Raw genomic sequence first — 26,154 nt, forward strand, 5'->3', positions numbered from 1 at the left:
CTGAAAATCTAACTTTAAAACTAAACATCTTCAAACAATTAAGCGATGTTTGCGATCATAATACCATTTTAGCAACCAATACTTCTTCCATTTCAATTACACAAATAGCAGCTTCGGTGGTGCATCCAGAAAGAGTTATAGGAATGCATTTTATGAATCCAGTGCCTATTATGAAGTTAGTCGAAATCATTCGTGGTTACAATACAACCAACGAAGTGACTAAAACCATCATGGATTTATCTATTAAACTAGGAAAAACACCTACCGAAGTAAATGATTATCCAGGTTTTGTAGCCAACAGAATTTTGATGCCCATGATTAACGAAGCCATCGAAACATTATACAATAAAGTAGCTGGTGTTCAAGAAATTGACACTGTAATGAAACTAGGAATGGGGCACCCAATGGGACCGTTACAATTAGCCGATTTTATTGGTCTTGACGTTTGTTTAGCCATTCTAAACGTGATGTACGACGGTTTCAAAAACCCTAAATATGCACCTTGCCCATTATTAGTAAATATGGTGATGGCTGGAAAATTAGGAGCAAAATCTGGTGAAGGTTTTTATGATTATGCCGAAAGCAAAAAAGCAGAAAAAGTTTCAAAACAATTCTCATAATTAACAATGGATAATTGATAATTGATAGTTAGTAATTATCAATTATCAACTGTCAATTATCAATTGAATAATGGCAAAAATAATTCCATTCAAAGCCGTTCGCCCTTCTGCCGACAAAGTAGGATTGGTAACTTGTAGAACTTATGACGATTATAATTCGGCAGAACTAGCCGCTTGGTTAAGTTATAATCCGTATTCATTTTTACATGTCATACATCCTGCATTTGCCAATGCTCAAAAAATCACGATTGACAAGCGTTTCAAGAGTGTGGCACATAAATACCAAGATTTTAAAGACGAACAAATATTAATTAAAGAAGAATCTCCTGTTTTTTATTTGTACGAAATTCAAACAAAATCAAACATATTTTCGGGAATTATAGCAGGAACTTCGGTAGAGGATTATAAAAATAATGTGATTAAAAAACATGAAGATACTTTACAGTTTCGAGTAGAACTGATAAAAGATTACATGAAATACACAGATTTTAATGCCGAACCTGTTTTAATAACTTACCCTGATAGCATTGAAATAAATACTTATATTTCTTTACGAAAAAAAAGCAAACCGCTTTATGAATTTGCTACAACCACAAAAGAAAAACACACGCTTTGGAAAATTGATACGCAGAGCGAAATAGATTGGTTGCAAAATCATTTCGAAAACATTCCCAATCTTTATATTGCTGATGGTCACCATCGTTCCTCAGCAGCTGAATTATTATTAAACGAAAACAAAGACACTAAAAACGAAAATCTCAAGTATTTCATGAGTTTTCTTATTGCCGAAAGCAATGTGAAAATATATGAATTTAATAGAATTGTTAGAGATTTGAATGGTTTTACAAAAGATGATTTTATCGCAAAAATAGCTCAGTACTTCAACATCGAAAACAAAAATCAAGAATTGTGGAAACCACAAAACAAGTACGAATTCGGAATGTATCTTGATGGTCATTTTTATGCTTTATTTTACAAATCAGAAAATATTCATAAATCGGAACACTTCGGAATCGAAAATCTCGATGCACAAATTTTATACGATACTATTTTGCACCCACTATTAGGAATAGAGGATTTAAGAAATGACGAACGTATCGATTATGTTTCTGGAAAACAATCTATTGCTATTATCAAAAATTTAATAGATGAAGATGAGTTTGAAGTTGGATTTATGCTTTATCCATCAGACATTTCTGAAATAAAATCTTTAGCAGACAATAATTTAATTATGCCACCCAAAAGTACTTACATCGAACCAAAATTTAGAAGTGGTTTAGTAGTTTATGAATTGTAATTTTTACGTAACTTATTTCATAATAAAACTAAAATTATAAAAGGATTATTACCTTTGCAAAAATAAAAACTATCATGTCAAACATATATTTAGGTTATCATTTTTCGGTAGAACCAAAAGAGTTAGGTTCAGAAATTCTTATTGCCGAATTAGGCGAAAAAGCTTTTGAAAGTTTTATTGAAACTGAAACTGGTTTTTCGGCTTTTGTACAAAAAACACTTTGGACAAATGACATTCTAAATGATATTTACATTTTAGAGAATCCTGAGTTTAAAATTTCTTATACTTTCGAAGAAATAGAGCAAGTAAATTGGAATGAAGAATGGGAAAAAAACTTTGAAGCAATCGATGTAGACGGAAATTGCCATGTTCGAGCACCTTTTCACCCGAAAACCAATGCTGAATTTGATATTGTTATAGAGCCTAAAATGAGTTTTGGAACTGGTCATCATGAAACAACACACATGATGATTCAACATTTATTAGAAATAGATGTCACTGGAATGAAAACTTTAGATATGGGTTGTGGTACAGCAATTTTAGCAATTCTTGCCGAAATGAAAGGAGCTCAACCAATAGATGCAATCGATATTGATAATTGGTGTTACCTGAATTCTATCGAAAATGCAGAACGTAATAATTGTAAACACATATCTGTTTACGAAGGTGATGCTGCTTTATTAAAAGATAAAAAATACGATTTGATTATTGCTAACATTAATCGTAACATTTTATTAAACGATATGCAAGCTTATGTAGATTGTTTGAGCCCAAAAGGTACAATTCTTTTTAGTGGTTTTTACACGGAAGACATCCCGTTTATAGATGCTTCTTGTACTGAAAAAGGATTAACTTACGTTAAAAAATTTGAACGAAATAATTGGGTATCATTAAAATATGTAAATTAGCGTTTAAAGTCTAATGATTTAAAGTCCAAAAAAATGGCAACAATAGAAAAAACACAAGTAGAAACTGATACTCTAGAAGCAGTAAGTATAAACAACGAAATTGTATTATTCAATGATGATGTAAATACTTTTGATCACGTTATAGACACTTTAATTAGAGTTTGTAATCATGATGAATTACAAGCTGAACAATGTGCTTTATTAGTTCATTACAAAGGCAAATGTATTGTAAAAACTGGAACTTTTGACGAACTAAAACCACAATGCTCCTCATTACTAGAAGCAGGTTTAAGTGCCGAAATAATTTAATCAATTTCAAAACAGTTTTTAAAATTTAACAATGGAGCAATACGGGAAAATACTAATTATCGCAATGCCACTTTTCTTATTATTAATTATAATAGAAAAAATATATGGTTATTATAAAGGTATAGATCACGTTCCTTTGATGGATAGCGTTTCGAGTATAAGTTCTGGTATTACAAACTCTGTAAAAGATGTTTTAGGACTAAGTATTTCTTTATTAAGCTACGAATGGTTGGTTTCTAAACTAGCTGTTTTTAATCTAGAAGCGACTGTTTTAACCTATATTATTGCTTTTTTTGTTATCGATTTTTATGGTTATTGGACACATCGTTGGGCACATCAAATTAACTTTTTTTGGAATAAACATGCTATTCACCACAGTTCGGAAGAATTTAATTTGGCATGTGCATTACGTCAAACCGTTTCAAGTTTTGTAAATTTGTTTACCTTTTTACTTATTCCTGCGGCAATTTTAGGCGTCCCTGCTTCTGTTATTGCAATTACACTTCCTATTCAATTATTCTTACAATTTTGGTATCACACTAGGTATATTGGAAAAATGGGGTTTCTAGAAAAAATATTGGTAACTCCTTCACACCACAGGGTTCATCATGCCATAAATCCTGAGTATATGGATAAAAATCATTCTCAGATATTTATTTTTTGGGATAAATTATTTGGCACTTTCCAAGAAGAATTACCTGAAGTTCCCACTGTTTTTGGTATTACTCGTCCCGCAGAAACATGGAACCCAATAAAAATAAATTACCAACATTTGTGGCTTATGATCCGTGATGCTTGGTATGCTGAAAAATGGAAAGACAAATTTAGAGTTTGGTTTATGCCAACAGGTTGGCGACCAGAGAATTTTGAAGAAAAATATCCTATTAACAAAATAAATAATGTATTCGATTTTGATAAATATGGAACTGAAAATTCTAACAAATTAATTATTTGGTCAGTAACACAAATGCTAATTACGCTACTTTTTGTGAGTTACTTATTTAACAATATTGCAACCATTGGACTTCCTAATATTTTTGTTTATGGTTTGTTCGTACTCATCACAATTTATAGTTATACAGAATTGATGGATAAAAATAAGTACTCGATTATATGGGAAAGTATTCGATTATTTTTTGTGATAGGGATTATTATGCATTATGGAGATTGGTTTGGACTTAACTCAATAATATCGACAGGAAATTATTTAGTTTTAGGTTATTTAGCAATTTCATTATTAGTTAATATTTACTTTGTAACGATCGATTTTAAATTAGAAAATAAAGCAATTTTAAATACTTAAAAATGAGTAAATTTCTAAATTCTTTTTTAGTAATAAGTACTTTTTATCTATTGCTGATTTTTTTTAATCAAGACAATATTGCTTGGTATTTCAAACCGTTCTTGTTACCTTTTTTAATTTTAGTAACCTACAAATCAAATGATTTTCATACAAAAAAATGGTTGCTATATGCCTTAATTTTTTCTTGGATTGGTGATATTATTTTAATGTTTGCAGACAAAGGAGAGTTGTATTTTATTTTTGGATTGATTTGCTTTTTAATTGCTCATATTTTGTTTATTTTACTATTTATAAAACAAAAATCGGAAGCAAATTATGCTAAAATCTGGCAGTTTTGGCTTGGTTTTACATCTACTTTGATTTATCTAGGAAGTATGCTATTTATTTTGTTTCCAAAGCTTGGAGATTTAAAAATTCCAGTTTTAGTTTATGCCTTTACAATTTCATTTATGCTTGTTATGGCTATAAAAGGTTATTTTTCTTGGAAAAAACCAATGAATCTATTAATACTAATAGGTGCAATCTTTTTTGTTACTTCAGATAGTTGTCTAGCAATTAATAAATTTTATAATCCAATTTTGAATGCTAACTTCATCATTATGTTTACTTATATTGTAGCGCAGTATTGTATTACAACAGGGATTTTAAAACTGAATCAAAAAGATTAATGAGGCAATTTTTCTTTTAGTAATCCGTAAACAAAAGTGCCAAGTAAGGCTCCGAGTAAAACGACAAAAACTGAAATTATTCCTGTTCCTAGTAAAATAAAAATTGGTCCTGGACAAGCACCTACTAATGCCCAACCTAAGCCAAACATAAAACCGCCAACAATATACCTTGTATATCCTTTGTCCTTGGCTAAAATTTCGATAGGTTTCCCTTTATAGTCTTTAATTTCTCTTTTCTTGATAACTTTTATCCCACAAACACCAGTCATAATTGCAACTCCAATGATTCCGTACATATGGAAAGACTGAAACATAAACATTTCATAAATACGATACCACGATATAGCTTCTGCTTTTGTAAGCACAACACCAAATAAAAATCCTACTAAAATAAATCTCAATAATTTCATACTAAAATATAATTGGAATTACAAAATGAGCCATGACTAAACCTCCTAAAAAGAAACCTAATACAGCAATTAGAGATGGTAATTGTAAATTACTTAGTCCAGATATTGCATGTCCTGAAGTACAACCACCAGCATAAGGTGTCCCGAAACCAATTAAAAAGCCACCCAGTATAAGAATTGCAAAACCTTTGAAAGTTGACAAAGCATGCAAACTAAAAATAACATCTGGAGCTAGTTTCCCATTTGGTGCATCAATACCAATATTATTTAAGTTCGCAATTGTTTTTGGGTTAATATTTACAATATCTGCACTACTTAAAAAATGATATGCAAAAAAACCGCCTGCAATAGCACCTACAACAATGGCTAAATTCCATTTTTGTTCTTTCCAATCAAAATCAAAATAGGATGCACATTTATTAGCTCCAACCATCGAACACATTGTTCTTAAGTTAGACGACATTCCAAATGTTTTCCCAAAGTAAGTAATCATTAGCATAACCATCCCTATTAGGAATCCTGATATAGACCAATGCCATGTATGAGTGATATATTCCATCGAATATTTTTTTTACAAAAATAATAGAATCTTCCTATATTTGTTACAATAATAGAAAGATTTAAGAAAATGAAAAAAATTGTTATTAGTTGTGTTGTAATTTTATTAGTGTCTTCTTGCATTAGTATAAAATCGACTATTAGAAACATAGACAATTCAGTTATTGGACCAGAATTAAATGAAGCTTTTGGGAGTTTTATAATTACAAAAAATGCTACTTCAAAAAAATATGGTTATAATGAAGATTATCCTGTAAATGTAAATTTTACTTCGGTACAAGATGGACTAAATAATCAAATTCGTTTTTTAAATGCTTTGGCAGGACCAAAAGGAGAGAAAATAAAATTTAAAAAAAAAGATGCTTGTTGCCCGTTTCCAACTAGAAAAACAGATACGGGAGCAGGAACAATAGATATTTTTGAAATAACTTGGGAAGGGCAAACCAAACCAGTATTACTTTACATTAACAAGTTTGAAAAAGGAGAATTACTAATCCCTGTAGGCTTTACAGCTAGAAAATAATATGAGTATTTAAATTTTTATAATATAATAAATTAATTAAAAATGAAAACATTAGATCAATGGTTTGAAGAGTATGCAGTAAGTCATCAGAACCCTAAAAATAAAATGATACATTATATATGTGTTCCTTCTATTTATTTTTCTATTGTTGGATTATTAATGAGTATTCCTACTGAGCTTATTGGAAATGCTTTAAAATTAAATGTACCTATAATAGAAAATTGGGCAGTTGTAGTTTTACTTTTTGTCCTAATTTTCTATATTAGATTATCCTATACGATGGCAATTAAAATTGCTATTTTCTCAGCCATTTGTTTAGTTTTAAATTACTACATCGGTCAAATATTACCATTATGGCTTTTTTCAATCGGTGTTTTTGTCATCGCTTGGATTGGACAATTTTACGGACATAGTATTGAAGGTAAAAAACCTTCATTTATAAAAGATTTACAGTTCCTAATGATTGGCCCAGCTTGGGTTGTAGAAAATTTGTTTTCAAGAAAATAAAAATTTAGTTAAACTATTTTAAAACATTATTAATTTAGAAACTAAACGGGATGATAAACATCTTGAATCTTACATAATACTTAATTTTACAAGCAAATCATTGAAAAAATTATTCTTAGCCAGAATGATTTGTAAGATCTATTTCTAAAATGACAAAAAAAAGAATTTTCCTATTTTTATTGATTGTAACTACTACTTCTTTTGGATTTTTTCATCAATCTAGAAAATCAGAAATTAACGACGAAAGATTTATTAGTTATTGTGCAAATCCAAAAAAGCAGAATATCGAATTCTATTTAAAAAATGAAAGTAATGAAAACTTTAAGAATGCAGAAAATCTAAAACTTTGGCTTAAAGTAAAGAACAAAGAACTTTTATTTGCAACAAATGCTGGAATGTATAAAAAAGACCATTCACCCCAAGGATTATACATCGAAAATAAAATAGAAAAAGTAAAAATTGACACAACTAGTGGAAATGGTAATTTTTATCTAAAGCCTAATGGCGTTTTTTATATTACAACAAACAAAAAACCATTTATTTGTAAGTCGAATGAATTTGTTAATAATGGAAATATAAAGTTTGCAACACAATCAGGACCAATGCTCGTGATTAATGGAGAAATTCATTCGGCTTTTAAAAAAGAATCGACCAATTATAATATTAGAAACGGGGTTGGGATTTTACCAAACGACGAAATTATATTTGCAATGTCAAAAAAAGAAATAAACTTTTATGAGTTTGCAGAATATTTTAAAAAAATAGGTTGTAAAAATGCCTTATATTTAGATGGATTTGTTTCAAGAACATATTTGCCCGAAAAAAAATGGGAACAAGTTGATGGTGATTTTGGTGTCATAATTGGAATTACAAAATAACTGTTGTTCTTATTGAGAATAGTTTTTGTACTATTTCAGGTTTTTTGTTAATTCCATTTTTCGTTTTGTATCTTTAGTCTTCAAAAGTTTTCGGATTACTCAAGCTGAAACAACTACAAGCTAACTAAAAGGTTAAAACAACAATAAATATGAATTCATTTTGGAAACAAGTCATTATTCAAACTACACTTAGATATAAGAGTGAAAAAACTGCAAACAATAAAAACTACTCAAACTTTGCTTTTGCTAAAGGTTATAGAGAGTTTTTAATCAATATTAAGAGGCTTTTCAAAGACTTAATTCTAATTACAATTGGTATTTTCTCAGCATCATTTGGATTTAAAGGTTTTTTATTAACTAACCATTTTATAGATGGTGGTGCAACGGGTATTTCTTTACTTATTTCGGCATTAACAGGAATACCTCTTTATATACTTATTATTTGTGTAAATATTCCTTTTATTATACTTGCATACAATATCTTAGGAAAACAGTTTGCTTTCAAAACTGCTATAGCTATAACAGGACTTTCAATAGTATTGGCTACAATTACTTTTCCTGATGTTACTAAAGACAATCTATTAGTAGCTATTTTTGGTGGTTTTTTTCTTGGAGCGGGTATTGGTTTTTCAATCCGTGGCGGTGCTGTTATTGACGGAACCGAAGTATTAGCTATTTTTTTAAGTCGTAAATTTGGTACAACAATTGGTGATATTATAATAATAATCAATGTCTTTATTTTTGCTGCAGCAGCCTATTTTTTAGGTGTAGAAATTGCTTTGTACTCGATGATTACCTATTTAGCAGCTTCTAAAACATTAGATTTTATTGTAGAAGGAATCGAAGAGTACACTGGTGTCACGATTGTTTCTTCACACAGCGAAGAGATCCGACAAATGATCATACATAAAATGGGACGTGGTGTAACAGTATACAGTGGAAAAAAAGGTTACGGAAAACGTGGAGAAACAAAAGATGTAGAAATTATTTATACTGTTATTACCAGACTAGAACTTAATAAATTAACCACCGAAATCGAAAAAATTGAACCAACAGCTTTTGTTGTAATGAATAGTGTAAAAGATACTAAAGGTGGCATGATTAAAAAAAGACCTTTAGAACACTAACTCAGATAAAATTAAAATCACAAATATATTTACAAAAAAATCCGAAAATTAAGCATATAGATTTATACTTAATTTTCGGATTTAGATTACTATTTAATTAGTCAATTATAACTGAGAATATATATAATTAGAAATCTCAACCATTTGTGCATCATCAAGTCTTGCTTTCTTTTGCATTCTTACTAAAATTGGTTTCCAATCTTGCTCAGAAAAATTTGTTGGCGAATATAATTTGTGACATTTAGCACAATTATTTTCGTAGAGCGTTCTTCCTGCTGCTAATTCTGGAGTAAGCTCTACTTTTTTTACTTCAGTGACAGGAGCAATAACTTTTGGCGAACAAGAATATAAAAATATTCCTAAAATTGCCACTGCTATAATTCTTATTTTCATAGTTTTAGTTTTTAGAATTGTAAATATAAAAAAATCCCAACAGTTTTATATTGGGATTTAAGTTTATTTTAATGAAAATATTATTTCACATCCATTAATTCTACATCAAAAATCAAGGTAGCATTTGGCGGAATAGCGCCACCAGCACCACGAGAACCATAACCTAAGTGTGACGGAATCACAAAACGTGCTTTATCTCCTACTTGAAGTAAAGCAATTCCTTCGTCCCAACCTTCAATTACTTGTCCTTGACCTAATTTAAAATCGATTGGTTTTTTACGAGGATAAGAAGAATCAAAAACTTTTCCTGACTCTAACGATCCTTCATAATGTACTGAAACTGTTTTACCATTTTCTGCTTTTTTACCAGAACCTTTCTGAATCATTTTATAACGAAGTCCACTTTCTGTTTTATCAAAACCAGCAGCCAATTGCTCCATTTTTGCTTCAGCAGCTTCGCGTTCTGCCGCTTCTCTTTTTGCTCGAGAACCTTCAAAAGTTCTAAAAGCTTCTACAGCATTCCATTTTTCAGCTTCCTCACCTACTCTAACAATTTCTAAAGTTTTTAGAATATCATTTCCTTCAACTGCATCAACAACATCTTGACCTTCTACAACATGACCAAAAACAGTATGCTTACCATCTAACCAACTTGTTGGTACATGTGTAATAAAAAACTGCGTCCCATTAGTTCCAGGTCCAGCATTTGCCATACTCAAAACGCCTGGTCTATCGTGTTTTAAACTCGGATGAAATTCATCATCAAATTTATAACCTCCGTCTCCAGTTCCAGTTCCTTGTGGGCAACCTCCTTGTATCATAAAATCAGGAATAACACGGTGAAAAGTTAGTCCATCATAGTAAGGTGTCCCCTGTGGTTTTACTTTATTTTCTAGATTTCCTTCAGCAAGTGCTACAAAATTACCAACCGTTCCTGGTGTTAAATCGTGTGTTAGTTTTACTAAAATCGACCCTTTTGCTGTATTAAATTTAGCGTATATTCCGTTTTCCATGATAATGAATTTTATTTTTAAAGTGCAAATTTACAAAATAAATGCTAAACTGGAAGCACAACCTTTGGTTTCTATTTCAACCTTTTTTCCTGCTTTACGTTGTAATATGTCATTGCAAGGAAAATGAAAATTAAGTGAAGTAATCGGGGCTAAAATTAAACAGTATTAATTGTACCAAAACATTAATAAACAATTTTATAAAAAAAATGGCATCTACAATAGACGCCATTTTTAAAATTATTAATTTATTTATTTTTTATCCGATAATCCCGAAATCCTCAAATAAGGCTCGATTTGCATATCATGCCCTATCATATCCTTGAAAGCTTGATTAAGATCAACACTATTTCCAACAGATAGAATATACTTTCTAAAACGATCCCCGTTTGCTCTGGTCATTCCGCCATGCGCTTGCATCCAATCATACACATTATAATCTAATGTTTTAGACCAAGTATAAGCATAATATCCTGCCGAATAACCTCCACCCCAAATATGAGCAAAATAAGGCGTGTGATATCTAGTTGGTACTTCATTCACTAACAAACCATATTTTTGCAATGCTTCTTTTTCGAACTGCAAAGTAGGTTTAAAATCAGATTCATTTTCGACACTATGCCAAGCCATATCTAAAGTTGCAGCTGCTAATAATTCTGTTACTTCATAACCTTTATTAAAAGTTTCTGCTTTTTTAATTTTTTCAATTAATTCTTGTGGAATAGGTTGTTTAGTTTGATAATGAATGGCATAATTTTTTAGAACAACTGGATCCAACGCTGCATGTTCATTAATTTGAGAAGGAAACTCTACATAATCCCTAGGCACTGATGTTCCAGAAAGTGTAACATACTGCTGGTTAGCAAACAGGCCGTGTAAAGTGTGTCCAAACTCATGAAACATAGTCGTTACATCGTCAAAACTAATTAGAGAAGGATTTCCGTTTACTGGTTTTGCAAAATTATAAACATTTACAATTACAGGTTTTTGTTTTAAATAATGTGACTGACTCACAAAATTATTCATCCAAGCTCCACCGTTTTTATTATCTCTGGTGTAAAAATCTAAATAATAAATGGCTATTGATTTTCCATCATTATCAAAAACCTCATATACTTTTACATCTGGATGATACACTGGCAAATTATGTCTTTCCTTAAATGTGATACCATACATTTGTTTGGCAGCAAAAAACACTCCTTTTTCTAAAACCGAAGTCAATTCGAAATAAGGTTTTATTTGACTTTCATCTAAATCATATTTAGCTTTGCGTACTTGTTCAGAATAAAAATTCCAGTCCCAAGGCTCTAGTTTGAAACCTCCTTTTTGTTCGTCAATTAAATTTTGAATTTCTTGTGCTTCTACTTTTGCTTTTTCTACTGCTGGAGTTGCAATTTTTGCTAATAAATTCATGGCATTGGCTGGTATTTGTGCCATTTGATCTTGCAATCTCCATTCTGCAAAACTTTTCTTGCCCATTAAATTTGCTTTTTGCAAACGTAATTTTGCCATTTTCTCTAAAACTTCACGAGTATCTCCTTCATCATTTTTTTCGGCACGAGACCAAGAAGCTTTAAATAATTTTTCTCTTGTAGCTCTATTTTTAAGACTTTGTAATAATGGTTGTTGCGTTGTATTTTGTAATCCTATTAAATATTTTCCGTCATGACCAGCTTCAGTTGCTTTGCCTTTTGCAGCAGCAATTTCATCGGTACTTAAACCATCTAAGTCAGAAGAATTATCAAATAAAACAGCTCCATTTTTTCGAGCAGTTAATAATTTATTTGTAAAAAGTGTTCCTAAAGTGGCCAACTCTTCATTTATTTTCTTCATTTTTTCTTTATCTGCATCAGATAAATTAGCGCCTGCTAATTCGAATTGTTGCAAATAATATTGAGTAAGTTTTTTATTTTCGCCTTTCAAAAGATTTAAATTCAAAGACTTAATACGATTGTACAATTTACTATTTAAATAAATTTTATCATTATGTGCAGAGAAAATGGGTGCATATTCTGCTTCAATAGCTTGCAATGTTGGGTTCGTGTTAGAACCTGTTAAGTTGTAAAAAACACCTGCGGCTCTACCTAAATCGACACCACAAGTTTCTAATGCTAAAACTGTATTTTGAAAAGTGGGTTTAGCAGGATTATTTGCGATTTTCATAATCTCTTGATCATGTATTTTTAAACCATAATCGAAAGCAGGTTTAAAATGTTCGTCTTTAATAAGATTAAACGGTGGCGCTTGGTACTGCAACGTACTTTTTTGCAAAAGTGGATTAGTCATTTTAATAGATTTTTTTTGAGCCTGAAGCGATTGATTTTGTAGTGAGAAAATCAAGACAAAAAATGTACTTGCCTTAATTATTTTTGAGAAAAATTGCATAATAGTATTTTTTATTTGATGGATATAAAAGTAATCTAAAAAAACAGATTAGAAAATCATGGAATGAAAATTTTAAGAAATACTTAGTTAATACAATTATTCTATATTTGTTTTCCTTAAAATTTAAAAATTTAGACATGAACTCTATTTTTGATGCAGCTAGTAATGCTACCATGATTACTCGAATAAATAAACTAACTCCAGAAAGCCAAGCTCTTTGGGGAAAAATGAGTGTCGATCAAATGTGCAAACACACTAATGAAGCTATAATTGTTGCTTTTGGAGAAAACAAAATAAAAGTCAATTTCCTAATGAAATTCTTAGGGAAAATACTAAAAAATAAAGTTTTCAATTCCGAGTTTAAAAAAAATAGTCCAACTGCTAAAGAATTTATTTTTACCAATAAATATGATTTTGAAGCTTCCAGAAACGAATTAATTAAAAATTTTAGCCGTTTTGCCGAAGGACATCAATCAATTAAACTTGTTAATCATCCTTTTTGGGGGAAAATGACTTATGAAGATTGGGATAAATTAATGTGGAAACATGTTGATCACCATTTGCGTCAGTTTGGAGTTTAGCCCTGATGGAAGTGGAAATCCTTTTGCTTTTTTCTTTAAAAAGTAAAAGATTGCAACGGACAGCAGGAAATAGCTCCTAAAAAAACTTTTATCTTTGTAACTTTGCACTTTTCAATAAAGAACATGCGAATAGATATTATTACCGTTTTACCAGAATTATTGCGAAGCCCGTTTGAAGCTTCGATTATGAAACGTGCTATAGACAAAGGATTGGTCGAAGTTCATTTTCATAATTTACGTGATTATACTACAAACAAACAGAAATCGGTCGATGATTATCCGTTTGGTGGTGGCGCAGGAATGGTAATGAACGTGCAACCTATTGATGATTGCATCACGCATTTGAAATCCGAAAGAACCTACGACGAAGTAATTTATATGACACCAGATGGTGAAACTTTGAATCAGAAAATGGCAAATACCATGTCATTATTAGGGAATATTATTATTCTATGTGGTCATTATAAAGGTGTCGATCAGCGAGTTCGTGATCATTTTATTACAAGAGAAATTTCTATAGGTGATTATGTTTTGTCAGGTGGCGAATTAGGTGCTTTGGTTTTATGCGATGCTTTAATTAGGTTAATTCCAGGTGTTTTAAGTGACGAAACCTCAGCATTAACAGATAGTTTTCAGGATAATTTATTATCTGGCCCTATATATACTCGTCCAGCGGATTATAAAGGTTGGAAAGTTCCCGAAGTACTTACCAGCGGGCATTTTGCGAAAATTGACAAATGGCGCGAAGACATGGCGTATGAACACACTAAGAATAGAAGACCTGATTTATTAGGAGAATAAAAAATAATTATCAAATTATCAATTGTTAATTCATAATTATTTTTTACTTTTGCACTCCATTAGACCAACCTCTGGCGAAATCCGTGAATGTTGCTCTGATTTAAAACCATAATTAAAAAAATTATCATGGCAGATTTAATGAAATTCGTTCAAGACGAATTTGTAACAAGAAAAGATTTCCCTGTATTCGGAGCTGGAGACACAATCACAGTTTACTACGAAATTAAAGAGGGTGAAAAAACAAGAACTCAGTTTTTTAAAGGAGTTGTTATTCAAAGAAGAGGTTCAGGTAATACTGAAACTTTTACAATTCGTAAAATGTCAGGTGCAGTTGGAGTTGAACGTATCTTCCCAGTAAACTTGCCAGCTTTACAGAAAATTGAAATCAACAAAAAAGGTGCAGTTCGTAGAGCTAGAATTTTCTACTTCAGAGAACTTACTGGTAAAAAAGCAAAAATTAGAGATAAAAGAAGATAATCAAATATCTTTTTATATTATAAAATCCTCGAATATTCGAGGATTTTTTTTGCAAAAAAATGAACATTAAATTATGAATTCAATAATTACAAGTTTCAATTTTACGAAAATCACAATTCAATCGATATAGTCATCTAAAGTAATTATTTTAAAAATTGATTTCTTATATTTGCTATAAGATTTTTTTAAAAACAATAAACTAACATACATTATAATGGCAAAAATTAAAGTAGCCAATCCAGTTGTAGAATTGGATGGCGATGAAATGACAAGAATTATTTGGGCATTTATTAAAGACAAATTAATTCTTCCTTATTTAGAATTAGATATAAAATATTACGATTTAGGAATAGAAAGTCGTGAGGCTACAAAGGATCAAATCACTATCGATTCTGCCGAAGCTATAAAAAAATACAATGTTGGTATCAAATGCGCTACCATTACTCCAGATGAAGAACGTGTAAAAGAATTTAACCTTTCTAAAATGTGGAAATCTCCAAACGGCACTATCCGTAATATTGTTGGAGGAACCGTTTTCCGTGAGCCAATTATCATGAGTAACGTTCCAAGATATGTACAAGGTTGGACAAAACCAATCGTAATTGGTCGTCACGCTTTTGGAGACCAATATAAAGCGACTGATACCGTTATAAAAGGAAAAGGAAAACTAACCATGACTTTTGTTCCAGAAAACGGAGGCGAAACTCAAAACTGGGAAGTTTATAATTTTGAAGGAGACGGAGTAGCTATGTCTATGTATAATACTGACGAAAGTATTTACGGATTTGCTCATTCGTCATTCCAAATGGCATTAACAAAAAAATGGCCATTATACTTATCTACAAAAAACACTATTCTTAAAGCTTACGACGGACGTTTTAAAGATATTTTTGAAGAAGTATATCAAAGCGACTATAAATCTAAATTTGAAGCTCTAAAAATTACTTACGAACACAGACTTATCGATGACATGGTTGCTTCTTGCATGAAATGGAATGGTGGTTTTGTTTGGGCTTGTAAAAATTATGATGGTGACGTTCAATCTGATACTGTAGCACAAGGATTTGGTTCACTAGGATTAATGACTTCAGTACTTGTAACTCCTGACGGAAAAACCGTTGAAGCAGAAGCAGCACACGGAACTGTAACACGTCACTATAGAGAACACCAGAAAGGAAGAGCTACTTCTACTAATCCAATCGCTTCTATTTTTGCTTGGACTCGCGGCTTAGAACACAGAGGAAAATTAGATAATAATCAAGAATTAATAGATTTTTGTTTAAAACTAGAACAAGTTTGTGTAGAAACTGTTGAAAGCGGAAAAATGACTAAAGATTTAGCTATCTTAGTAAAACCAGAAGGTTTAACAGATGCTGATTATTTAACTACTGAAAATTTCTTAGCTGCAATAAAAGAGAATTTAGATAAAAAATTAGGATAATCCTTCATATAAATAATCTACAAAAAGACAATCATTTCTGATTGTCTTTTTTTTTAACCATAGATTAACAATTGATATGTAACAAAAATCGTATTAATTCGTCAAATTTGTAACTCTTAAAATTGAAAATATAAAAGCTATGACTACAAAAAAAATCCTTACTTTATACTTTTTTCTATTAGCTTTTACAACAAGTTTTGCGCAAGATAGATTTACTATTTCAGGAATAATTTCTGACGCAAAAAATAATGAGACTCTTATAGGCGTAAACATTTCTTCAAAAGATACAAAAGCTTTTGCAGTCACAAACGAATACGGATTTTATTCCCTAACACTCCCTAAAGGAGATTACGAAATCACCATTAGTTATGTGGGTTTTCAAACAATTGAAGAAACAATTTCTCTAACAGAAAATATTAAGAGAAATTATAGTTTATCAGATTCAGGACAAGAATTAGAGGAAGTTGTTATTACCGAAAAAACTAGATCTAACATTCGAAAACCAGAAATGAGTGTCAATAAAATGTCTATTGCAACTATCAAGCAAATGCCTGTTGTTCTAGGAGAAGTTGATGTTCTAAAAGCTATTTTATTTCTTCCCGGAGTTACAAATGCTGGCGAAGGACAATCAGGTTTTAATGTTCGTGGTGGTGGTGCAGATCAAAATTTAATTTTATTAGACGAAGCAACTATTTTTAATTCTTCTCACGTTTTTGGTTTTTTTTCAGTTTTTAATCCTGATGCAATAAAAGATTTAAAACTATACAAAGGAGGAATACCAGCACGTTTTGGAGGCAGAGCATCATCGGTTTTAGATATTTATCAGAAAGATGGAAACAGTAAAAATTTTCATGTAAATGGTGGAATTGGATTAATTTCCAGTCGTCTTCTTGCTGAAGGCCCAATTGTAAAAGACAAAGGTTCTTTTCTTATAGGTGGCCGTGCTTCGTATGCGCATTTATTTCTGAAATTAACAGACAATAAAAATGTTGCTTACTTTTATGATTTAAACACAAAACTGAATTATAAGCTTAACAAGAATAACAACTTATATGTTTCTGGATATTTTGGACGTGATGTCTTTTCTTTAAATAAAACTTTCACAAATACGTATGGAAATTCGACTTTAAACTTACGCTGGAATCATTTATATTCCGATAAACTTTTTTCAAATTTATCGATGATTTATAGTGATTATTATTACGGATTAACATTAGATTTTATAGGTTTTAATTGGAATTCAGGCATTAAAAATTACAATCTTAAATATGATTTTAAATATTATTTGTCAGATAAAATAAAACTAAATTATGGTGCTAATGGTATTTATTACAATTTTAATCCAGGAACTATAGAGCCTATAAATTCCGAATCTGGTATAAACTACAAACAGTTAGAAAAAAAATATGCTTTCGAACCTGCTTTGTATGTAGATGCAGAGCAAAAAATAACAGATAAGTTAGCCGTAAATTATGGTTTGCGTTATAGTATGTTTTATCGCCTAGGAAATTCGACAGTAAATCTTTATACAAACGACCAACCTGTGTTTTATGATTCAGATTTAAAAATTTATGAAAAAGCAAAACCGATAGGAACTGAATCTTTTGGAAAAAACAAAACCATAGCTAGTTTTAATAATCTTGAACCTCGTTTTTCTGTAGCTTATGAATTAAATAATAATCAATCAGTAAAAGCAAGTTATAATCGAATGGTACAATATTTACAACTCATTTCGAATACAGCCTCACCTACTCCACTTGATGTTTGGACACCAAGTGACAATTATATAAAACCTCAAATTGCAGACCAAGTTGCTGTTGGTTATTTTAATAATTTTAGTGACGATAAATATTCTGTTGAAATTGAAAGTTTTTACAAAAAAATACAAAACAGAATGGATTATATTGATGGTGCTGATCTAATTGCAAATGAAGCCATCGAACAAGTAATCCTAAATGGCAGAATGCGTTCCTATGGTTTAGAATTTATGATTCGGAAAAATACAGGAAAACTAAATGGTTGGATTGCTTATACGATTTCAAAATCACAACAACAAACTCCAGGAAGAACTCCAAATGAAGTAGGTATAAATAATGGTGATTGGTATCGCTCTGCTTATGACAAACTACATAATCTTGCAGTTACAAGTACTTATAATTTGAATAAAAAATGGACTTTTGGAGCTAATTTCACATTACAAACTGGTCAACCAGTAACTTATCCTAACGGACAATATATATATCAAGGTATTACAATTCCTAGTTATGGATTAAGAAATAAAAATAGCTTACCAACTTATCATCATTTAGACATTTCGGCAACTTATGTTCCCAAACCTGACAAAAAGAAAGGAAGACAAGGCGAATGGGTTTTTAGTATTTATAATATTTATGCTAGAAAAAATGCAGCTTCAATAAGCTTTCGCCAAAACGCAGATTATGGCAATAATGAAGCTATTAAATTATCAATCTTCGGAATTGTACCATCCGTTTCTTATAATTTCAAATTCTAAAAACATGAAGACAATATCAAATTATTTATTTATAATTATAACTGCAATTTTCTTAACAAGTTGTGAAAACCCTGTAGATATTTCTTTAGACACAGCACAACCAAAACTCGTTATAGATGCTGTTATAAAATGGCAAAAAGGAACTTCAGGAAATGAACAAAAAATAAAACTTACCACAACAACTGATTTTTATACTAATATAATTCCAGTAGTTTCTGGAGCTACTGTTTATGTTACAAATAGCACAAATACAGTTTTCAATTTTATAGAAACTCCAAATACTGGTGAATATATCTGTACTAGCTTTGTTCCAGTTGTAAATGAAAATTACACATTAACAGTAATCAATAATGGGCAAACTTATAAAGCTACCGATAAATTATTAGCCACACCAAATATTAATAATATTAGTCAAGTATCCGTTCCTGGTGTTGGAGGAACAGACTTAATTCAAGTGAAATTTTTCTACCAAGACAACGGTTTAGAAGATAATTTCTATTTAATTGGTTTTAAAAACAGTACCAAAGCATTTACAGAATTTGGTGTTATAAAAGATCGTTTTTTTCAAGGAAATCAAATGTTTGGTTTCTATACAGATGATAAATTGAAAACAGGAGATCAGCTAGACATTTATCTACAAGGCATATCCGAACGTTATAATAATTACATGGAAAAACTCCTTAACATTGCTGCTACCGATGGTGGAAATCCATTTGCAACACCGCCAGCAACCTTAAGAGGAAATATTATAAACCAAACAAATGAAGAAAATTTCCCATTAGGGTATTTTAGTTTAGGAGAAGTTGATACTGATGTTTATACTGTTCAGTAGCTAATCCAGCTTTCCATTTCAAAAAAACAGAGAGAAAAAACAGTTTTCTAAATTAGAAAAAGAGCTTCTTTAAGTCGCTTTTTTATAATAAGAAAACTAAAGTTTTTCTCTCTGTTTTGTTTTCCATTACAATCTGGGCTATAAAACTATGAATTACTATATTTACATCATAAATAAAAAATTATAATAAAATGTCCTCACACCATATCGTTCGAGACGACCAAGAACCTGCATTAATAATTGCCAACGGAGCAGCTTGTAGTGAAGAACTATTAGGGCAATTACTAGAATGGTCTCCACTTGTAATCGTGTTAGATTCGGCAATCGAACGAGTATTAGAACTAGGTATAAAAGTAGATGTTTTATTAGGTGATTTTGATCGTGGTTTCGATCCAGAATATTACAAAGACAAACAATTTCCTCTCGAAATAGTATATGCTCCAGATCAAAATAAAACTGATCTCGAAAAAGCATTTGATTATCTTATAGAAAAAAATATTCCAATGGTTAATGTTGTTTGGGCAACAGGAAAAAGAGCAGACCATACAATTACAAACCTAACCAATATTGTTAGATACAGAAATTTATTAAAAATTGTTATCATAGATGACCATTCTAAGATATTCTTATTACCTAATCGTTTCGAAAAATGGTATACAGCAAACACTCCAATTTCATTAATCCCAATAGGAAAAGTCTCAGGAATTCATTCTAAAAATTTATTTTATCCTTTAGAGAACGATACTTTAACAATAGGATACAGAACAGGAAGTAGTAATCATGTCCATCAAGACGGAATTGTAACAATCGAACATCAAGAAGGTGATTTACTACTAATGGAATGTTTCGATTAAATTCTCTAAAAAGTAACTAAAAGTAGTGTTATCCATGTGCTATTCTTAGCTATCTTTGCAAGCGAAATTAAGAATATGAAAGCGAACATAGTTACCGAAAAAACAAATCTTCATCCCAGAAATAAGCATAGATTTGGATATGATTTTAATGAGTTAATAAAAATATCTCCCGAATTAAAAAATCATGTTTTTATAAATGAATATGATACTCAAACCATCGATTTTAGTGATCCTGATGCTGTAAAAGCACTAAACAATGCATTACTAATAACCGATTACAATATTCAGAATTGGGATATTCCTAAAAACTATCTTTGTCCACCCATTCCCGGAAGAGCTGATTACATACATTATATAGCTGATTTATTAGCACAAACAAACAACGGAATAATTCCAGAAAATGAAAATGTAGTTGGTTTAGATATAGGAATTGGATCAAATTGTATTTATCCAATACTAGGAAATTCTATATACAATTGGAGTTTTGTAGGAACCGATATTGATGACAATGCCATTCAAAATTGCAAAAAAATCATCGAACAAAATCCAAGACTTATTGATGCTACCAGTTTGCAATTACAAATAGAACCAAGATTTATTTTTAAAAACATCATACTACCAGAAGATAAATTTGCCTTTACGATTTGTAATCCTCCTTTTCATAATTCGGCACTCGAAGCAGCAAAATCATCAATAAGAAAAGTAAATAATTTACAGGAAATTAGAACAAAAAATCCTGTTTTAAACTTTGGTGGACAAAATGCCGAATTATGGTGTGATGGTGGCGAAATTGGATTTATTACTCAAATGATTTACGAATCTGCAAAATACCCATTACAAGTTTTATGGTTTACAACATTAGTTTCTAAAAAAGATAATTTACCAAGTATATACAAGACTTTAGATAAAGTTTCTGCTGTAGAAATAAAAACTATCGATATGGCTCAAGGTCAGAAAAACAGCCGTATTGTAGCTTGGACATTTATGAGTAAACCACAGCAAAACGCTTACACTTTTTAGTTTTTATTAAAAAAATGACAATAAAAAAAATCTAAATTAAACCTTTTAGAAAATATATTGTCTAATTTTAAAACTAATAACTAATACTTATGAAATCATTATTATTTTTAGCATTAAGTGCAATTACACTAGTAAGCTGTAGTTCGGATGATTCTACTTCAATTCCAGTAGCTCCAACTCCTACAGAAGCTATGTATTACCCAACCATTGGAAGTACTACTTGGGATACAAAGACAATCGAATCTTTAAATTGGAATCAATCTGCAGTGCAGCCACTTTTAGATTATCTAGCTCTAAAAAATTCTAAATCATTTATTATTTTAGTAAATGGTCGTATTGTAATGGAAAATTATTTTAACGGACACACTCAAAGTACTTTATGGTATTGGGCAAGTGCTGGAAAAACCTTAACATCAACAATAACTGGAATTGCACAACAAGAAGGATTACTAAATATAAATAATAAGGTTTCTACCTATTTGGGTAACGGATGGACAACTGCTCCTTTAGCAAAAGAGAACTTAATTACCTGTAAAAATTTATTATCTATGAATTCTGGTTTAAATGACGCACTAGGTGACGATGTATCTCCAGCAAATTTACAATATGTTGCAGATGCAGGAACGCGTTGGGCTTATCATAATGTCTATGTAAAACTACAAGATGTAGTAACACAAGCAACAGGGCAAACCTGGAATAACTATTTTAACACGAAATTGAGAGACAAAATAGGTATGAATACAAATGATCTTTGGTATAATGACCCGAGTGGCTTAAGAGTTTACTGGAGCAACACACGTAGTATGGCACGTTTTGGTTTATTAATGCTTAACAAAGGAAAATGGGAATCAGAACAAATACTAAACGAAGCCTATTTTACAGAAGCCACGAATACTTCTCAATCAATAAATCAAGGATATGGGTATTTGTGGTGGCTTAATGGAAAATCTAGTTATCACTTGCCTCAAAGTCAGTTTCAATATCCTGGAAGCATTATTCCTTCTGGGCCAACAGATATGTTTATGGCATTAGGGAAAAACGATCAAAAGATATATGTCATTCCTAGTAAAAAAATGGTTGTAATTAGAATGGGAGATGCAGCAGATGCTGTTAACCTTGCATTATCTGATTTTGATAATGTATTATGGCAAAAAATAAATGCACTATACCAATAGTATAGTGCATTTATTTTTTTATTTCTCTTAAATATCTTCGAAATCTATGTTTGTAAAACTTTCCGTCGATGGTATTTCATCAGATGATTTGTCTGAAATATACTCTTTTTTAAAATCTTTTTGGTGTCTTTCAGAAATCACTTCTTCCCCTTTATTATTTAGCACATAAGAAGTCATTTCTTCGAGGATTTCGGCAAAAGCTGCAAAATCTTCTTTATATAAATAAATTTTATGTTTTTTGAAGTGAAAAGAACCATCTTCTTCGGTAAATTTTTTACTTTCGGTTATGGTTACATAATAATCATCAGCTTTTGTAGATCGTACATCAAAAAAATAAGTTCTTCTCCCTGCTCTTAATACTTTGGAAAAAATTTCTTCTTTTTCTAACATATCATTTTCATTCCTATTCATTCTGTAGTTTTTTGGTTGTTTGTTTCGTCAAAAGTGAAAAAAAAATCAAAACAAAACAACAATTATAACATTTCTTTTTCAGCAATTTGTTTTAAATATAAAGCTTTGTAATAACCTTCTTGGTTTACTAATTGATTATGAGTTCCTTCTTGTACAATTTTTCCTCCATCAATAATAATAATCTTATCCGCATTTTTTGCTGACGAAACTCGGTGGCTTACAATTATCGTCGTTTTTCCCTTACAAATAACTTGGAGATTATTTAAAATAGCTTCTTCGGTTTCTGTATCTACAGCAGATAAGCAATCGTCTAACAGTAAAATCTCAGGGCTACTAATAATCGCTCTAGCAATAGAAACACGTTGTTTTTGTCCACCAGAAAGCGTTATTCCACGTTCTCCAAGTATAGTTTCGTACTGATCTTTAAAATCGACAATATTATCATGAACCACAGCGTTTTTTGCTGCTAATATTACTTCCTGATTTGTAGCATTTTCTTTACCAAACTTGATATTATTTTTTATAGTATCCGAAAATAAAAAAGCATCTTGTGGTACAACTCCAATACTATTACGCAAATCTTTTAAATTTGCTTCGGTAAGTCGTATATCATCTATAGTAATACTACCAGATGTAGGATCATATAATCTACTTATTAATGATAAAATTGTCGATTTTCCAGAGCCAGTTCTTCCTATAATAGCTAAAGTCTCTCCTTCATTTACCGAAAAACTAATATTATCTAAAGCTTTAATATTTGTATCTTCATAAATAAGCGACACATTATTAAATTTAATATTCCCCATAAAAGTCATGGGAGTCAAATTATTGTTTTTTATTTCAGGCTCTATTTTTAGAAACTCATTAATACGCTTTTGAGATGCTTCCGCCTCTTGTATTAATGAAGAAACCCATCCTATTGTTGCTACAGGCCAAACTAACATATTAACATCTAAAATAAATGTTGCAATATCTCCAATAGATTTTATACTTCCATTGATGTACATCATTCCACCTAAAAAAACAACTAAAAGATTACTAACTCCTATTAAAAGTAAAATAAGAGGACTAAATAAAGCTTGAGTCTTAGCTAGCTTCATACTCTTTTCATTACTTTGTATAGATAAAATATCAAATTCATCTTGCTTAACATCTTCAATACTATAAGCTTTTATAACTCGAATACCAGAAAAAATTTCTTGAGAAAAATTGGATAAAGTTGATAAATTTTCTTGAAAAATAGTACTGCGTATATTAATTTCAGTACTTAACTTAAAAATCAAATAAGCAAGAATTGGTAAAGGCAAGAGGGTATATAATGTAAGTAAAGGAGAAATTTGATACATATATATGACAATAATTGTAAAACTAATAACTGTGTTAATAGTGTACATAACTGCTGGCCCAACATACATTCTTACTCTACTTACATCCTCACTAATACGATTCATTAAGTCCCCAGTTCTGTTATGTTTATAAAAGTTTTGCGTTAAATTTTGATATTGTTTAAAAATTTCATTTTTTAAATCAAATTCAACATGTCTGGACATAACAATAAGCATCTGACGCATTAAAAACGTTAATATAGCCGCCAATAATGTGGTTCCTATTATTAACAAAATGTTTTTAACTAAAACTTCTCTAATAACAATTGGATTTGATGCATTTAATTTTAAATGATCCTCGATTGCAGTTATTGAACTTCCAATCAGTTTTGGAGTAAATAAAGAAAATATTCTTGCGGCAATGGTGAATAATATTCCCAGCAAAAAATGAAACTTGTATTTAAAAAAATATGGGTTTAGATAGCGTAATTCTTTCATTTTATTTCAATAATTGTATGTAAATTCAAATTTTTACAACAAAAAAGGTTAATTATTTATTTTTTTAATTATTATATAATTATGAATTTAATAATTTTTTATTAACAATCGGATTAAAAATTATTAATTTCTGAATTAAAAACGTAATTTTGCATCGACTTTTTTAAAATTGCCTCTAAACTTAAAAAAAAATATTATGATTACTGAAACTTTAAAAGCTAACGAACTTCATAAAATTGATCCTGTTTTCGGACAACTATCTTTCGATAATCATGAGCAAATTGTTTTTTGCAATGACAAAGATACTGGTTTGAAGGCAATAATTGGTATACACAATACAGTTTTAGGACCAGCGCTTGGTGGTACTAGAATGTGGAAATATGCAAACGAGTGGGAAGCACTTAACGATGTTCTACGTTTGTCACGCGGTATGACTTTCAAATCTGCTATTACAGGATTAAATCTTGGTGGTGGGAAAGCAGTAATTATAGGTGATTCTAAAGTAGATAAGACACCAGAAATGATTGCTAAATTTGGTCAATATGTTAACTCATTAAGTGGTAAATATATTACTGCCGAAGATGTAGGAACAACTACTGGAGATATGGATTTAATCCGTCTTCAAACACCTCACGTAACTGGTGTTTCTATCGAAAAAGGGGGCTCTGGAAATCCTTCTCCTGTAACTGCTTATGGAGTTTATATGGGAATGAAAGCTGCAGCTAAATATAAATTTGGTTCAGATGTTCTAGATGGTAAAAGAGTTTTAGTACAAGGAATTGGACATGTAGGAGAAACTCTTGTAGATTACTTAACAAAAGAAGGTGCAAAAGTTATCATTTCAGATATAAATCAAGTAAGATTAGAAGAAATAGGTAATAAATATGGAGCGCAAATTTACACTGGCGACGATTTATACGGTGCCGATGTCGATATTTATGCACCATGTGCCCTTGGAGCAACTATAAACGATGATACAATTCATAAAATCAAAGCAAAAGTTATCGCTGGAGCAGCAAACAATCAGTTAGGAAACGAAAACACACACGGAGCAATATTGCAAGAAAAAGGGATTGTTTACGCACCTGATTTCTTAATTAATGCTGGTGGAATCATTAATGTTTATGCTGAAATTGTAGGTTATGACATGGCAGAATCAATGCGTAGAACCGAAAATATTTATAATACAACATTAGAGATTTTTGATTATGCTGATGCAAATAAAATCACTACACATCAAGCTGCAATGAGAATTGCACAAAACCGTATCGATTTAAGAAAAAAAGAAATCGCTAAATAGATTATAAACTTCTTATATTTTTAGATTCTAA

Annotated in this window: 27 protein-coding genes; 20 read left to right on the forward strand and 7 right to left on the reverse strand. The window is 30.6% G+C overall.

Annotated elements, in window-relative coordinates:
• The 6 genes from ACKVOV_RS02555 to ACKVOV_RS02580 form a co-directional block, all read left to right on the forward strand.
• Window positions 1–620 (forward strand): 3-hydroxyacyl-CoA dehydrogenase family protein (locus tag ACKVOV_RS02555; RefSeq protein WP_409205210.1); only part of this gene is annotated, 620 nt, incomplete at its 5' end.
• Window positions 621–690: 70 nt separating this feature from the next.
• Window positions 691–1,917, forward strand: a complete 1,227-nt coding sequence (locus tag ACKVOV_RS02560) for a DUF1015 domain-containing protein (protein ID WP_409205211.1) — start codon at window positions 691–693, stop codon at window positions 1,915–1,917.
• Window positions 1,918–1,991: 74 nt separating this feature from the next.
• On the forward strand, window positions 1,992–2,825 hold the full coding sequence (prmA, locus tag ACKVOV_RS02565; protein WP_409205212.1) for a 50S ribosomal protein L11 methyltransferase: 834 nt from the start codon (window positions 1,992–1,994) through the stop codon (window positions 2,823–2,825).
• 33 nt (window positions 2,826–2,858) lie between these two features.
• Window positions 2,859–3,134, forward strand: a complete 276-nt coding sequence (locus tag ACKVOV_RS02570) for an ATP-dependent Clp protease adaptor ClpS (RefSeq protein WP_409205213.1) — start codon at window positions 2,859–2,861, stop codon at window positions 3,132–3,134.
• A gap of 31 nt (window positions 3,135–3,165) precedes the next feature.
• Window positions 3,166–4,437 (forward strand): sterol desaturase family protein, encoded by a 1,272-nt coding sequence (locus tag ACKVOV_RS02575; protein WP_409205214.1) that lies wholly within the window; start codon window positions 3,166–3,168, stop codon window positions 4,435–4,437.
• A gap of 2 nt (window positions 4,438–4,439) precedes the next feature.
• Entirely contained in the window at window positions 4,440–5,105 is a 666-nt protein-coding gene (locus ACKVOV_RS02580; RefSeq protein WP_409205215.1) for a lysoplasmalogenase, read from the forward strand.
• Here ACKVOV_RS02580 and ACKVOV_RS02585 read toward each other — a convergent pair.
• Window positions 5,102–5,515: a DUF6691 family protein gene (locus tag ACKVOV_RS02585; protein WP_409205216.1), complete on the reverse strand. Its 414-nt coding sequence runs from the start codon at window positions 5,513–5,515 to the stop codon at window positions 5,102–5,104. The genes ACKVOV_RS02580 and ACKVOV_RS02585 overlap by 4 nt on opposite strands.
• A gap of 1 nt (window position 5,516) precedes the next feature.
• Window positions 5,517–6,074 carry a YeeE/YedE family protein gene (locus ACKVOV_RS02590; protein WP_409205217.1) on the reverse strand — a complete coding sequence of 186 codons (558 nt, stop codon included), beginning with the start codon at window positions 6,072–6,074 and terminating at the stop codon, window positions 5,517–5,519.
• A 69-nt stretch (window positions 6,075–6,143) separates the two neighbouring features.
• Between ACKVOV_RS02590 and ACKVOV_RS02595 the strand changes: the two genes are divergently transcribed.
• From ACKVOV_RS02595 to ACKVOV_RS02610, 4 genes are all read left to right on the forward strand, one after another.
• Window positions 6,144–6,596 carry a 2-dehydro-3-deoxyphosphooctonate aldolase gene (locus tag ACKVOV_RS02595; protein ID WP_409205218.1) on the forward strand — a complete coding sequence of 151 codons (453 nt, stop codon included), beginning with the start codon at window positions 6,144–6,146 and terminating at the stop codon, window positions 6,594–6,596.
• Between the two features lie 42 nt (window positions 6,597–6,638).
• The gene (locus tag ACKVOV_RS02600) at window positions 6,639–7,103 is read left to right on the forward strand and encodes a DUF962 domain-containing protein (RefSeq protein WP_409205219.1); all 465 of its coding nucleotides are present in this window, start codon (window positions 6,639–6,641) and stop codon (window positions 7,101–7,103) included.
• Window positions 7,104–7,252: 149 nt separating this feature from the next.
• On the forward strand, window positions 7,253–7,981 hold the full coding sequence (locus ACKVOV_RS02605; RefSeq protein ID WP_409205220.1) for a phosphodiester glycosidase family protein: 729 nt from the start codon (window positions 7,253–7,255) through the stop codon (window positions 7,979–7,981).
• A 149-nt stretch (window positions 7,982–8,130) separates the two neighbouring features.
• Window positions 8,131–9,108, forward strand: coding sequence for a YitT family protein (locus ACKVOV_RS02610; protein WP_409205221.1), 978 nt, complete (start codon window positions 8,131–8,133; stop codon window positions 9,106–9,108).
• 105 nt (window positions 9,109–9,213) lie between these two features.
• Here the strand turns inward: ACKVOV_RS02610 and ACKVOV_RS02615 are convergent, their stop codons facing one another.
• From ACKVOV_RS02615 to ACKVOV_RS02625, 3 genes are all read right to left on the reverse strand, one after another.
• The gene (locus tag ACKVOV_RS02615; RefSeq protein ID WP_409205222.1) at window positions 9,214–9,501 is read right to left on the reverse strand and encodes a cytochrome c; all 288 of its coding nucleotides are present in this window, start codon (window positions 9,499–9,501) and stop codon (window positions 9,214–9,216) included.
• Window positions 9,502–9,581: 80 nt separating this feature from the next.
• Complete coding sequence (locus ACKVOV_RS02620) at window positions 9,582–10,514, reverse strand: peptidylprolyl isomerase (RefSeq protein WP_409205223.1); 933 nt, start codon at window positions 10,512–10,514, stop codon at window positions 9,582–9,584.
• A 249-nt stretch (window positions 10,515–10,763) separates the two neighbouring features.
• Window positions 10,764–12,896 (reverse strand): M3 family metallopeptidase, encoded by a 2,133-nt coding sequence (locus ACKVOV_RS02625; protein WP_409205224.1) that lies wholly within the window; start codon window positions 12,894–12,896, stop codon window positions 10,764–10,766.
• A gap of 137 nt (window positions 12,897–13,033) precedes the next feature.
• Here ACKVOV_RS02625 and ACKVOV_RS02630 point away from each other — a divergent pair, with 137 nt between their 5' ends.
• The 9 genes from ACKVOV_RS02630 to ACKVOV_RS02670 all read left to right on the forward strand — a co-directional run bounded on the left by ACKVOV_RS02630 (window position 13,034) and on the right by ACKVOV_RS02670 (window position 22,589).
• Window positions 13,034–13,477 carry a DUF1569 domain-containing protein gene (locus tag ACKVOV_RS02630; protein WP_409205225.1) on the forward strand — a complete coding sequence of 148 codons (444 nt, stop codon included), beginning with the start codon at window positions 13,034–13,036 and terminating at the stop codon, window positions 13,475–13,477.
• Window positions 13,478–13,600: 123 nt separating this feature from the next.
• Complete coding sequence (gene trmD, locus ACKVOV_RS02635; protein WP_409205226.1) at window positions 13,601–14,278, forward strand: tRNA (guanosine(37)-N1)-methyltransferase TrmD; 678 nt, start codon at window positions 13,601–13,603, stop codon at window positions 14,276–14,278.
• Window positions 14,279–14,404: 126 nt separating this feature from the next.
• Window positions 14,405–14,755, forward strand: a complete 351-nt coding sequence (gene rplS, locus ACKVOV_RS02640) for a 50S ribosomal protein L19 (protein ID WP_315196550.1) — start codon at window positions 14,405–14,407, stop codon at window positions 14,753–14,755.
• Between the two features lie 214 nt (window positions 14,756–14,969).
• Window positions 14,970–16,196, forward strand: coding sequence for an isocitrate dehydrogenase (NADP(+)) (locus ACKVOV_RS02645; protein ID WP_409205227.1), 1,227 nt, complete (start codon window positions 14,970–14,972; stop codon window positions 16,194–16,196).
• 139 nt (window positions 16,197–16,335) lie between these two features.
• Entirely contained in the window at window positions 16,336–18,708 is a 2,373-nt protein-coding gene (locus ACKVOV_RS02650) for a TonB-dependent receptor (protein ID WP_409205228.1), read from the forward strand.
• Window positions 18,709–18,712: 4 nt separating this feature from the next.
• Window positions 18,713–19,540, forward strand: a complete 828-nt coding sequence (locus ACKVOV_RS02655; RefSeq protein WP_409205229.1) for a DUF4249 domain-containing protein — start codon at window positions 18,713–18,715, stop codon at window positions 19,538–19,540.
• Window positions 19,541–19,731: 191 nt separating this feature from the next.
• Window positions 19,732–20,394, forward strand: a complete 663-nt coding sequence (locus ACKVOV_RS02660; RefSeq protein WP_409205230.1) for a thiamine diphosphokinase — start codon at window positions 19,732–19,734, stop codon at window positions 20,392–20,394.
• A 75-nt stretch (window positions 20,395–20,469) separates the two neighbouring features.
• The gene (gene rlmF, locus ACKVOV_RS02665) at window positions 20,470–21,414 is read left to right on the forward strand and encodes a 23S rRNA (adenine(1618)-N(6))-methyltransferase RlmF (protein ID WP_409205231.1); all 945 of its coding nucleotides are present in this window, start codon (window positions 20,470–20,472) and stop codon (window positions 21,412–21,414) included.
• 89 nt (window positions 21,415–21,503) lie between these two features.
• The gene (locus ACKVOV_RS02670) at window positions 21,504–22,589 is read left to right on the forward strand and encodes a serine hydrolase domain-containing protein (RefSeq protein WP_409205232.1); all 1,086 of its coding nucleotides are present in this window, start codon (window positions 21,504–21,506) and stop codon (window positions 22,587–22,589) included.
• Between the two features lie 27 nt (window positions 22,590–22,616).
• Here the strand turns inward: ACKVOV_RS02670 and ACKVOV_RS02675 are convergent, their stop codons facing one another.
• Together ACKVOV_RS02675 and ACKVOV_RS02680 are read right to left on the reverse strand one after the other, a co-directional pair.
• Window positions 22,617–23,000 (reverse strand): PUR family DNA/RNA-binding protein, encoded by a 384-nt coding sequence (locus tag ACKVOV_RS02675; RefSeq protein ID WP_409205233.1) that lies wholly within the window; start codon window positions 22,998–23,000, stop codon window positions 22,617–22,619.
• 62 nt (window positions 23,001–23,062) lie between these two features.
• The gene (locus ACKVOV_RS02680) at window positions 23,063–24,823 is read right to left on the reverse strand and encodes an ABC transporter ATP-binding protein (RefSeq protein ID WP_409205234.1); all 1,761 of its coding nucleotides are present in this window, start codon (window positions 24,821–24,823) and stop codon (window positions 23,063–23,065) included.
• 196 nt (window positions 24,824–25,019) lie between these two features.
• Between ACKVOV_RS02680 and ACKVOV_RS02685 the strand changes: the two genes are divergently transcribed.
• Window positions 25,020–26,123 carry a Glu/Leu/Phe/Val family dehydrogenase gene (locus ACKVOV_RS02685; protein ID WP_409205235.1) on the forward strand — a complete coding sequence of 368 codons (1,104 nt, stop codon included), beginning with the start codon at window positions 25,020–25,022 and terminating at the stop codon, window positions 26,121–26,123.
• The last annotated feature ends 31 nt before the right edge of the window (window positions 26,124–26,154 follow it).

Source organism: Flavobacterium sp. (genome assembly GCF_046153165.1).
Classification (GTDB): domain Bacteria; phylum Bacteroidota; class Bacteroidia; order Flavobacteriales; family Flavobacteriaceae; genus Flavobacterium.

What these genes read in the sequence shown, in the direction of transcription:
- ACKVOV_RS02560 (WP_409205211.1), top strand. Translation starts at nt 691, where the DNA reads ATGGCAAAAATAATTCCATTCAAAGCCGTTCGCCCTTCTGCCGACAAA.
- prmA (WP_409205212.1), top strand. Translation starts at nt 1,992, where the DNA reads ATGTCAAACATATATTTAGGTTATCATTTTTCGGTAGAACCAAAAGAG.
- ACKVOV_RS02570 (WP_409205213.1), top strand. Translation starts at nt 2,859, where the DNA reads ATGGCAACAATAGAAAAAACACAAGTAGAAACTGATACTCTAGAAGCA.
- ACKVOV_RS02575 (WP_409205214.1), top strand. Translation starts at nt 3,166, where the DNA reads ATGGAGCAATACGGGAAAATACTAATTATCGCAATGCCACTTTTCTTA.
- ACKVOV_RS02580 (WP_409205215.1), top strand. Translation starts at nt 4,440, where the DNA reads ATGAGTAAATTTCTAAATTCTTTTTTAGTAATAAGTACTTTTTATCTA.
- ACKVOV_RS02585 (WP_409205216.1), bottom strand. Translation starts at nt 5,515, where the DNA reads ATGAAATTATTGAGATTTATTTTAGTAGGATTTTTATTTGGTGTTGTG.
- ACKVOV_RS02590 (WP_409205217.1), bottom strand. Translation starts at nt 6,074, where the DNA reads ATGGAATATATCACTCATACATGGCATTGGTCTATATCAGGATTCCTA.
- ACKVOV_RS02595 (WP_409205218.1), top strand. Translation starts at nt 6,144, where the DNA reads ATGAAAAAAATTGTTATTAGTTGTGTTGTAATTTTATTAGTGTCTTCT.
- ACKVOV_RS02600 (WP_409205219.1), top strand. Translation starts at nt 6,639, where the DNA reads ATGAAAACATTAGATCAATGGTTTGAAGAGTATGCAGTAAGTCATCAG.
- ACKVOV_RS02605 (WP_409205220.1), top strand. Translation starts at nt 7,253, where the DNA reads ATGACAAAAAAAAGAATTTTCCTATTTTTATTGATTGTAACTACTACT.
- ACKVOV_RS02610 (WP_409205221.1), top strand. Translation starts at nt 8,131, where the DNA reads ATGAATTCATTTTGGAAACAAGTCATTATTCAAACTACACTTAGATAT.
- ACKVOV_RS02615 (WP_409205222.1), bottom strand. Translation starts at nt 9,501, where the DNA reads ATGAAAATAAGAATTATAGCAGTGGCAATTTTAGGAATATTTTTATAT.
- ACKVOV_RS02620 (WP_409205223.1), bottom strand. Translation starts at nt 10,514, where the DNA reads ATGGAAAACGGAATATACGCTAAATTTAATACAGCAAAAGGGTCGATT.
- ACKVOV_RS02625 (WP_409205224.1), bottom strand. Translation starts at nt 12,896, where the DNA reads ATGCAATTTTTCTCAAAAATAATTAAGGCAAGTACATTTTTTGTCTTG.
- ACKVOV_RS02630 (WP_409205225.1), top strand. Translation starts at nt 13,034, where the DNA reads ATGAACTCTATTTTTGATGCAGCTAGTAATGCTACCATGATTACTCGA.
- trmD (WP_409205226.1), top strand. Translation starts at nt 13,601, where the DNA reads ATGCGAATAGATATTATTACCGTTTTACCAGAATTATTGCGAAGCCCG.
- rplS (WP_315196550.1), top strand. Translation starts at nt 14,405, where the DNA reads ATGGCAGATTTAATGAAATTCGTTCAAGACGAATTTGTAACAAGAAAA.
- ACKVOV_RS02645 (WP_409205227.1), top strand. Translation starts at nt 14,970, where the DNA reads ATGGCAAAAATTAAAGTAGCCAATCCAGTTGTAGAATTGGATGGCGAT.
- ACKVOV_RS02650 (WP_409205228.1), top strand. Translation starts at nt 16,336, where the DNA reads ATGACTACAAAAAAAATCCTTACTTTATACTTTTTTCTATTAGCTTTT.
- ACKVOV_RS02655 (WP_409205229.1), top strand. Translation starts at nt 18,713, where the DNA reads ATGAAGACAATATCAAATTATTTATTTATAATTATAACTGCAATTTTC.
- ACKVOV_RS02660 (WP_409205230.1), top strand. Translation starts at nt 19,732, where the DNA reads ATGTCCTCACACCATATCGTTCGAGACGACCAAGAACCTGCATTAATA.
- rlmF (WP_409205231.1), top strand. Translation starts at nt 20,470, where the DNA reads ATGAAAGCGAACATAGTTACCGAAAAAACAAATCTTCATCCCAGAAAT.
- ACKVOV_RS02670 (WP_409205232.1), top strand. Translation starts at nt 21,504, where the DNA reads ATGAAATCATTATTATTTTTAGCATTAAGTGCAATTACACTAGTAAGC.
- ACKVOV_RS02675 (WP_409205233.1), bottom strand. Translation starts at nt 23,000, where the DNA reads ATGAATAGGAATGAAAATGATATGTTAGAAAAAGAAGAAATTTTTTCC.
- ACKVOV_RS02680 (WP_409205234.1), bottom strand. Translation starts at nt 24,823, where the DNA reads ATGAAAGAATTACGCTATCTAAACCCATATTTTTTTAAATACAAGTTT.
- ACKVOV_RS02685 (WP_409205235.1), top strand. Translation starts at nt 25,020, where the DNA reads ATGATTACTGAAACTTTAAAAGCTAACGAACTTCATAAAATTGATCCT.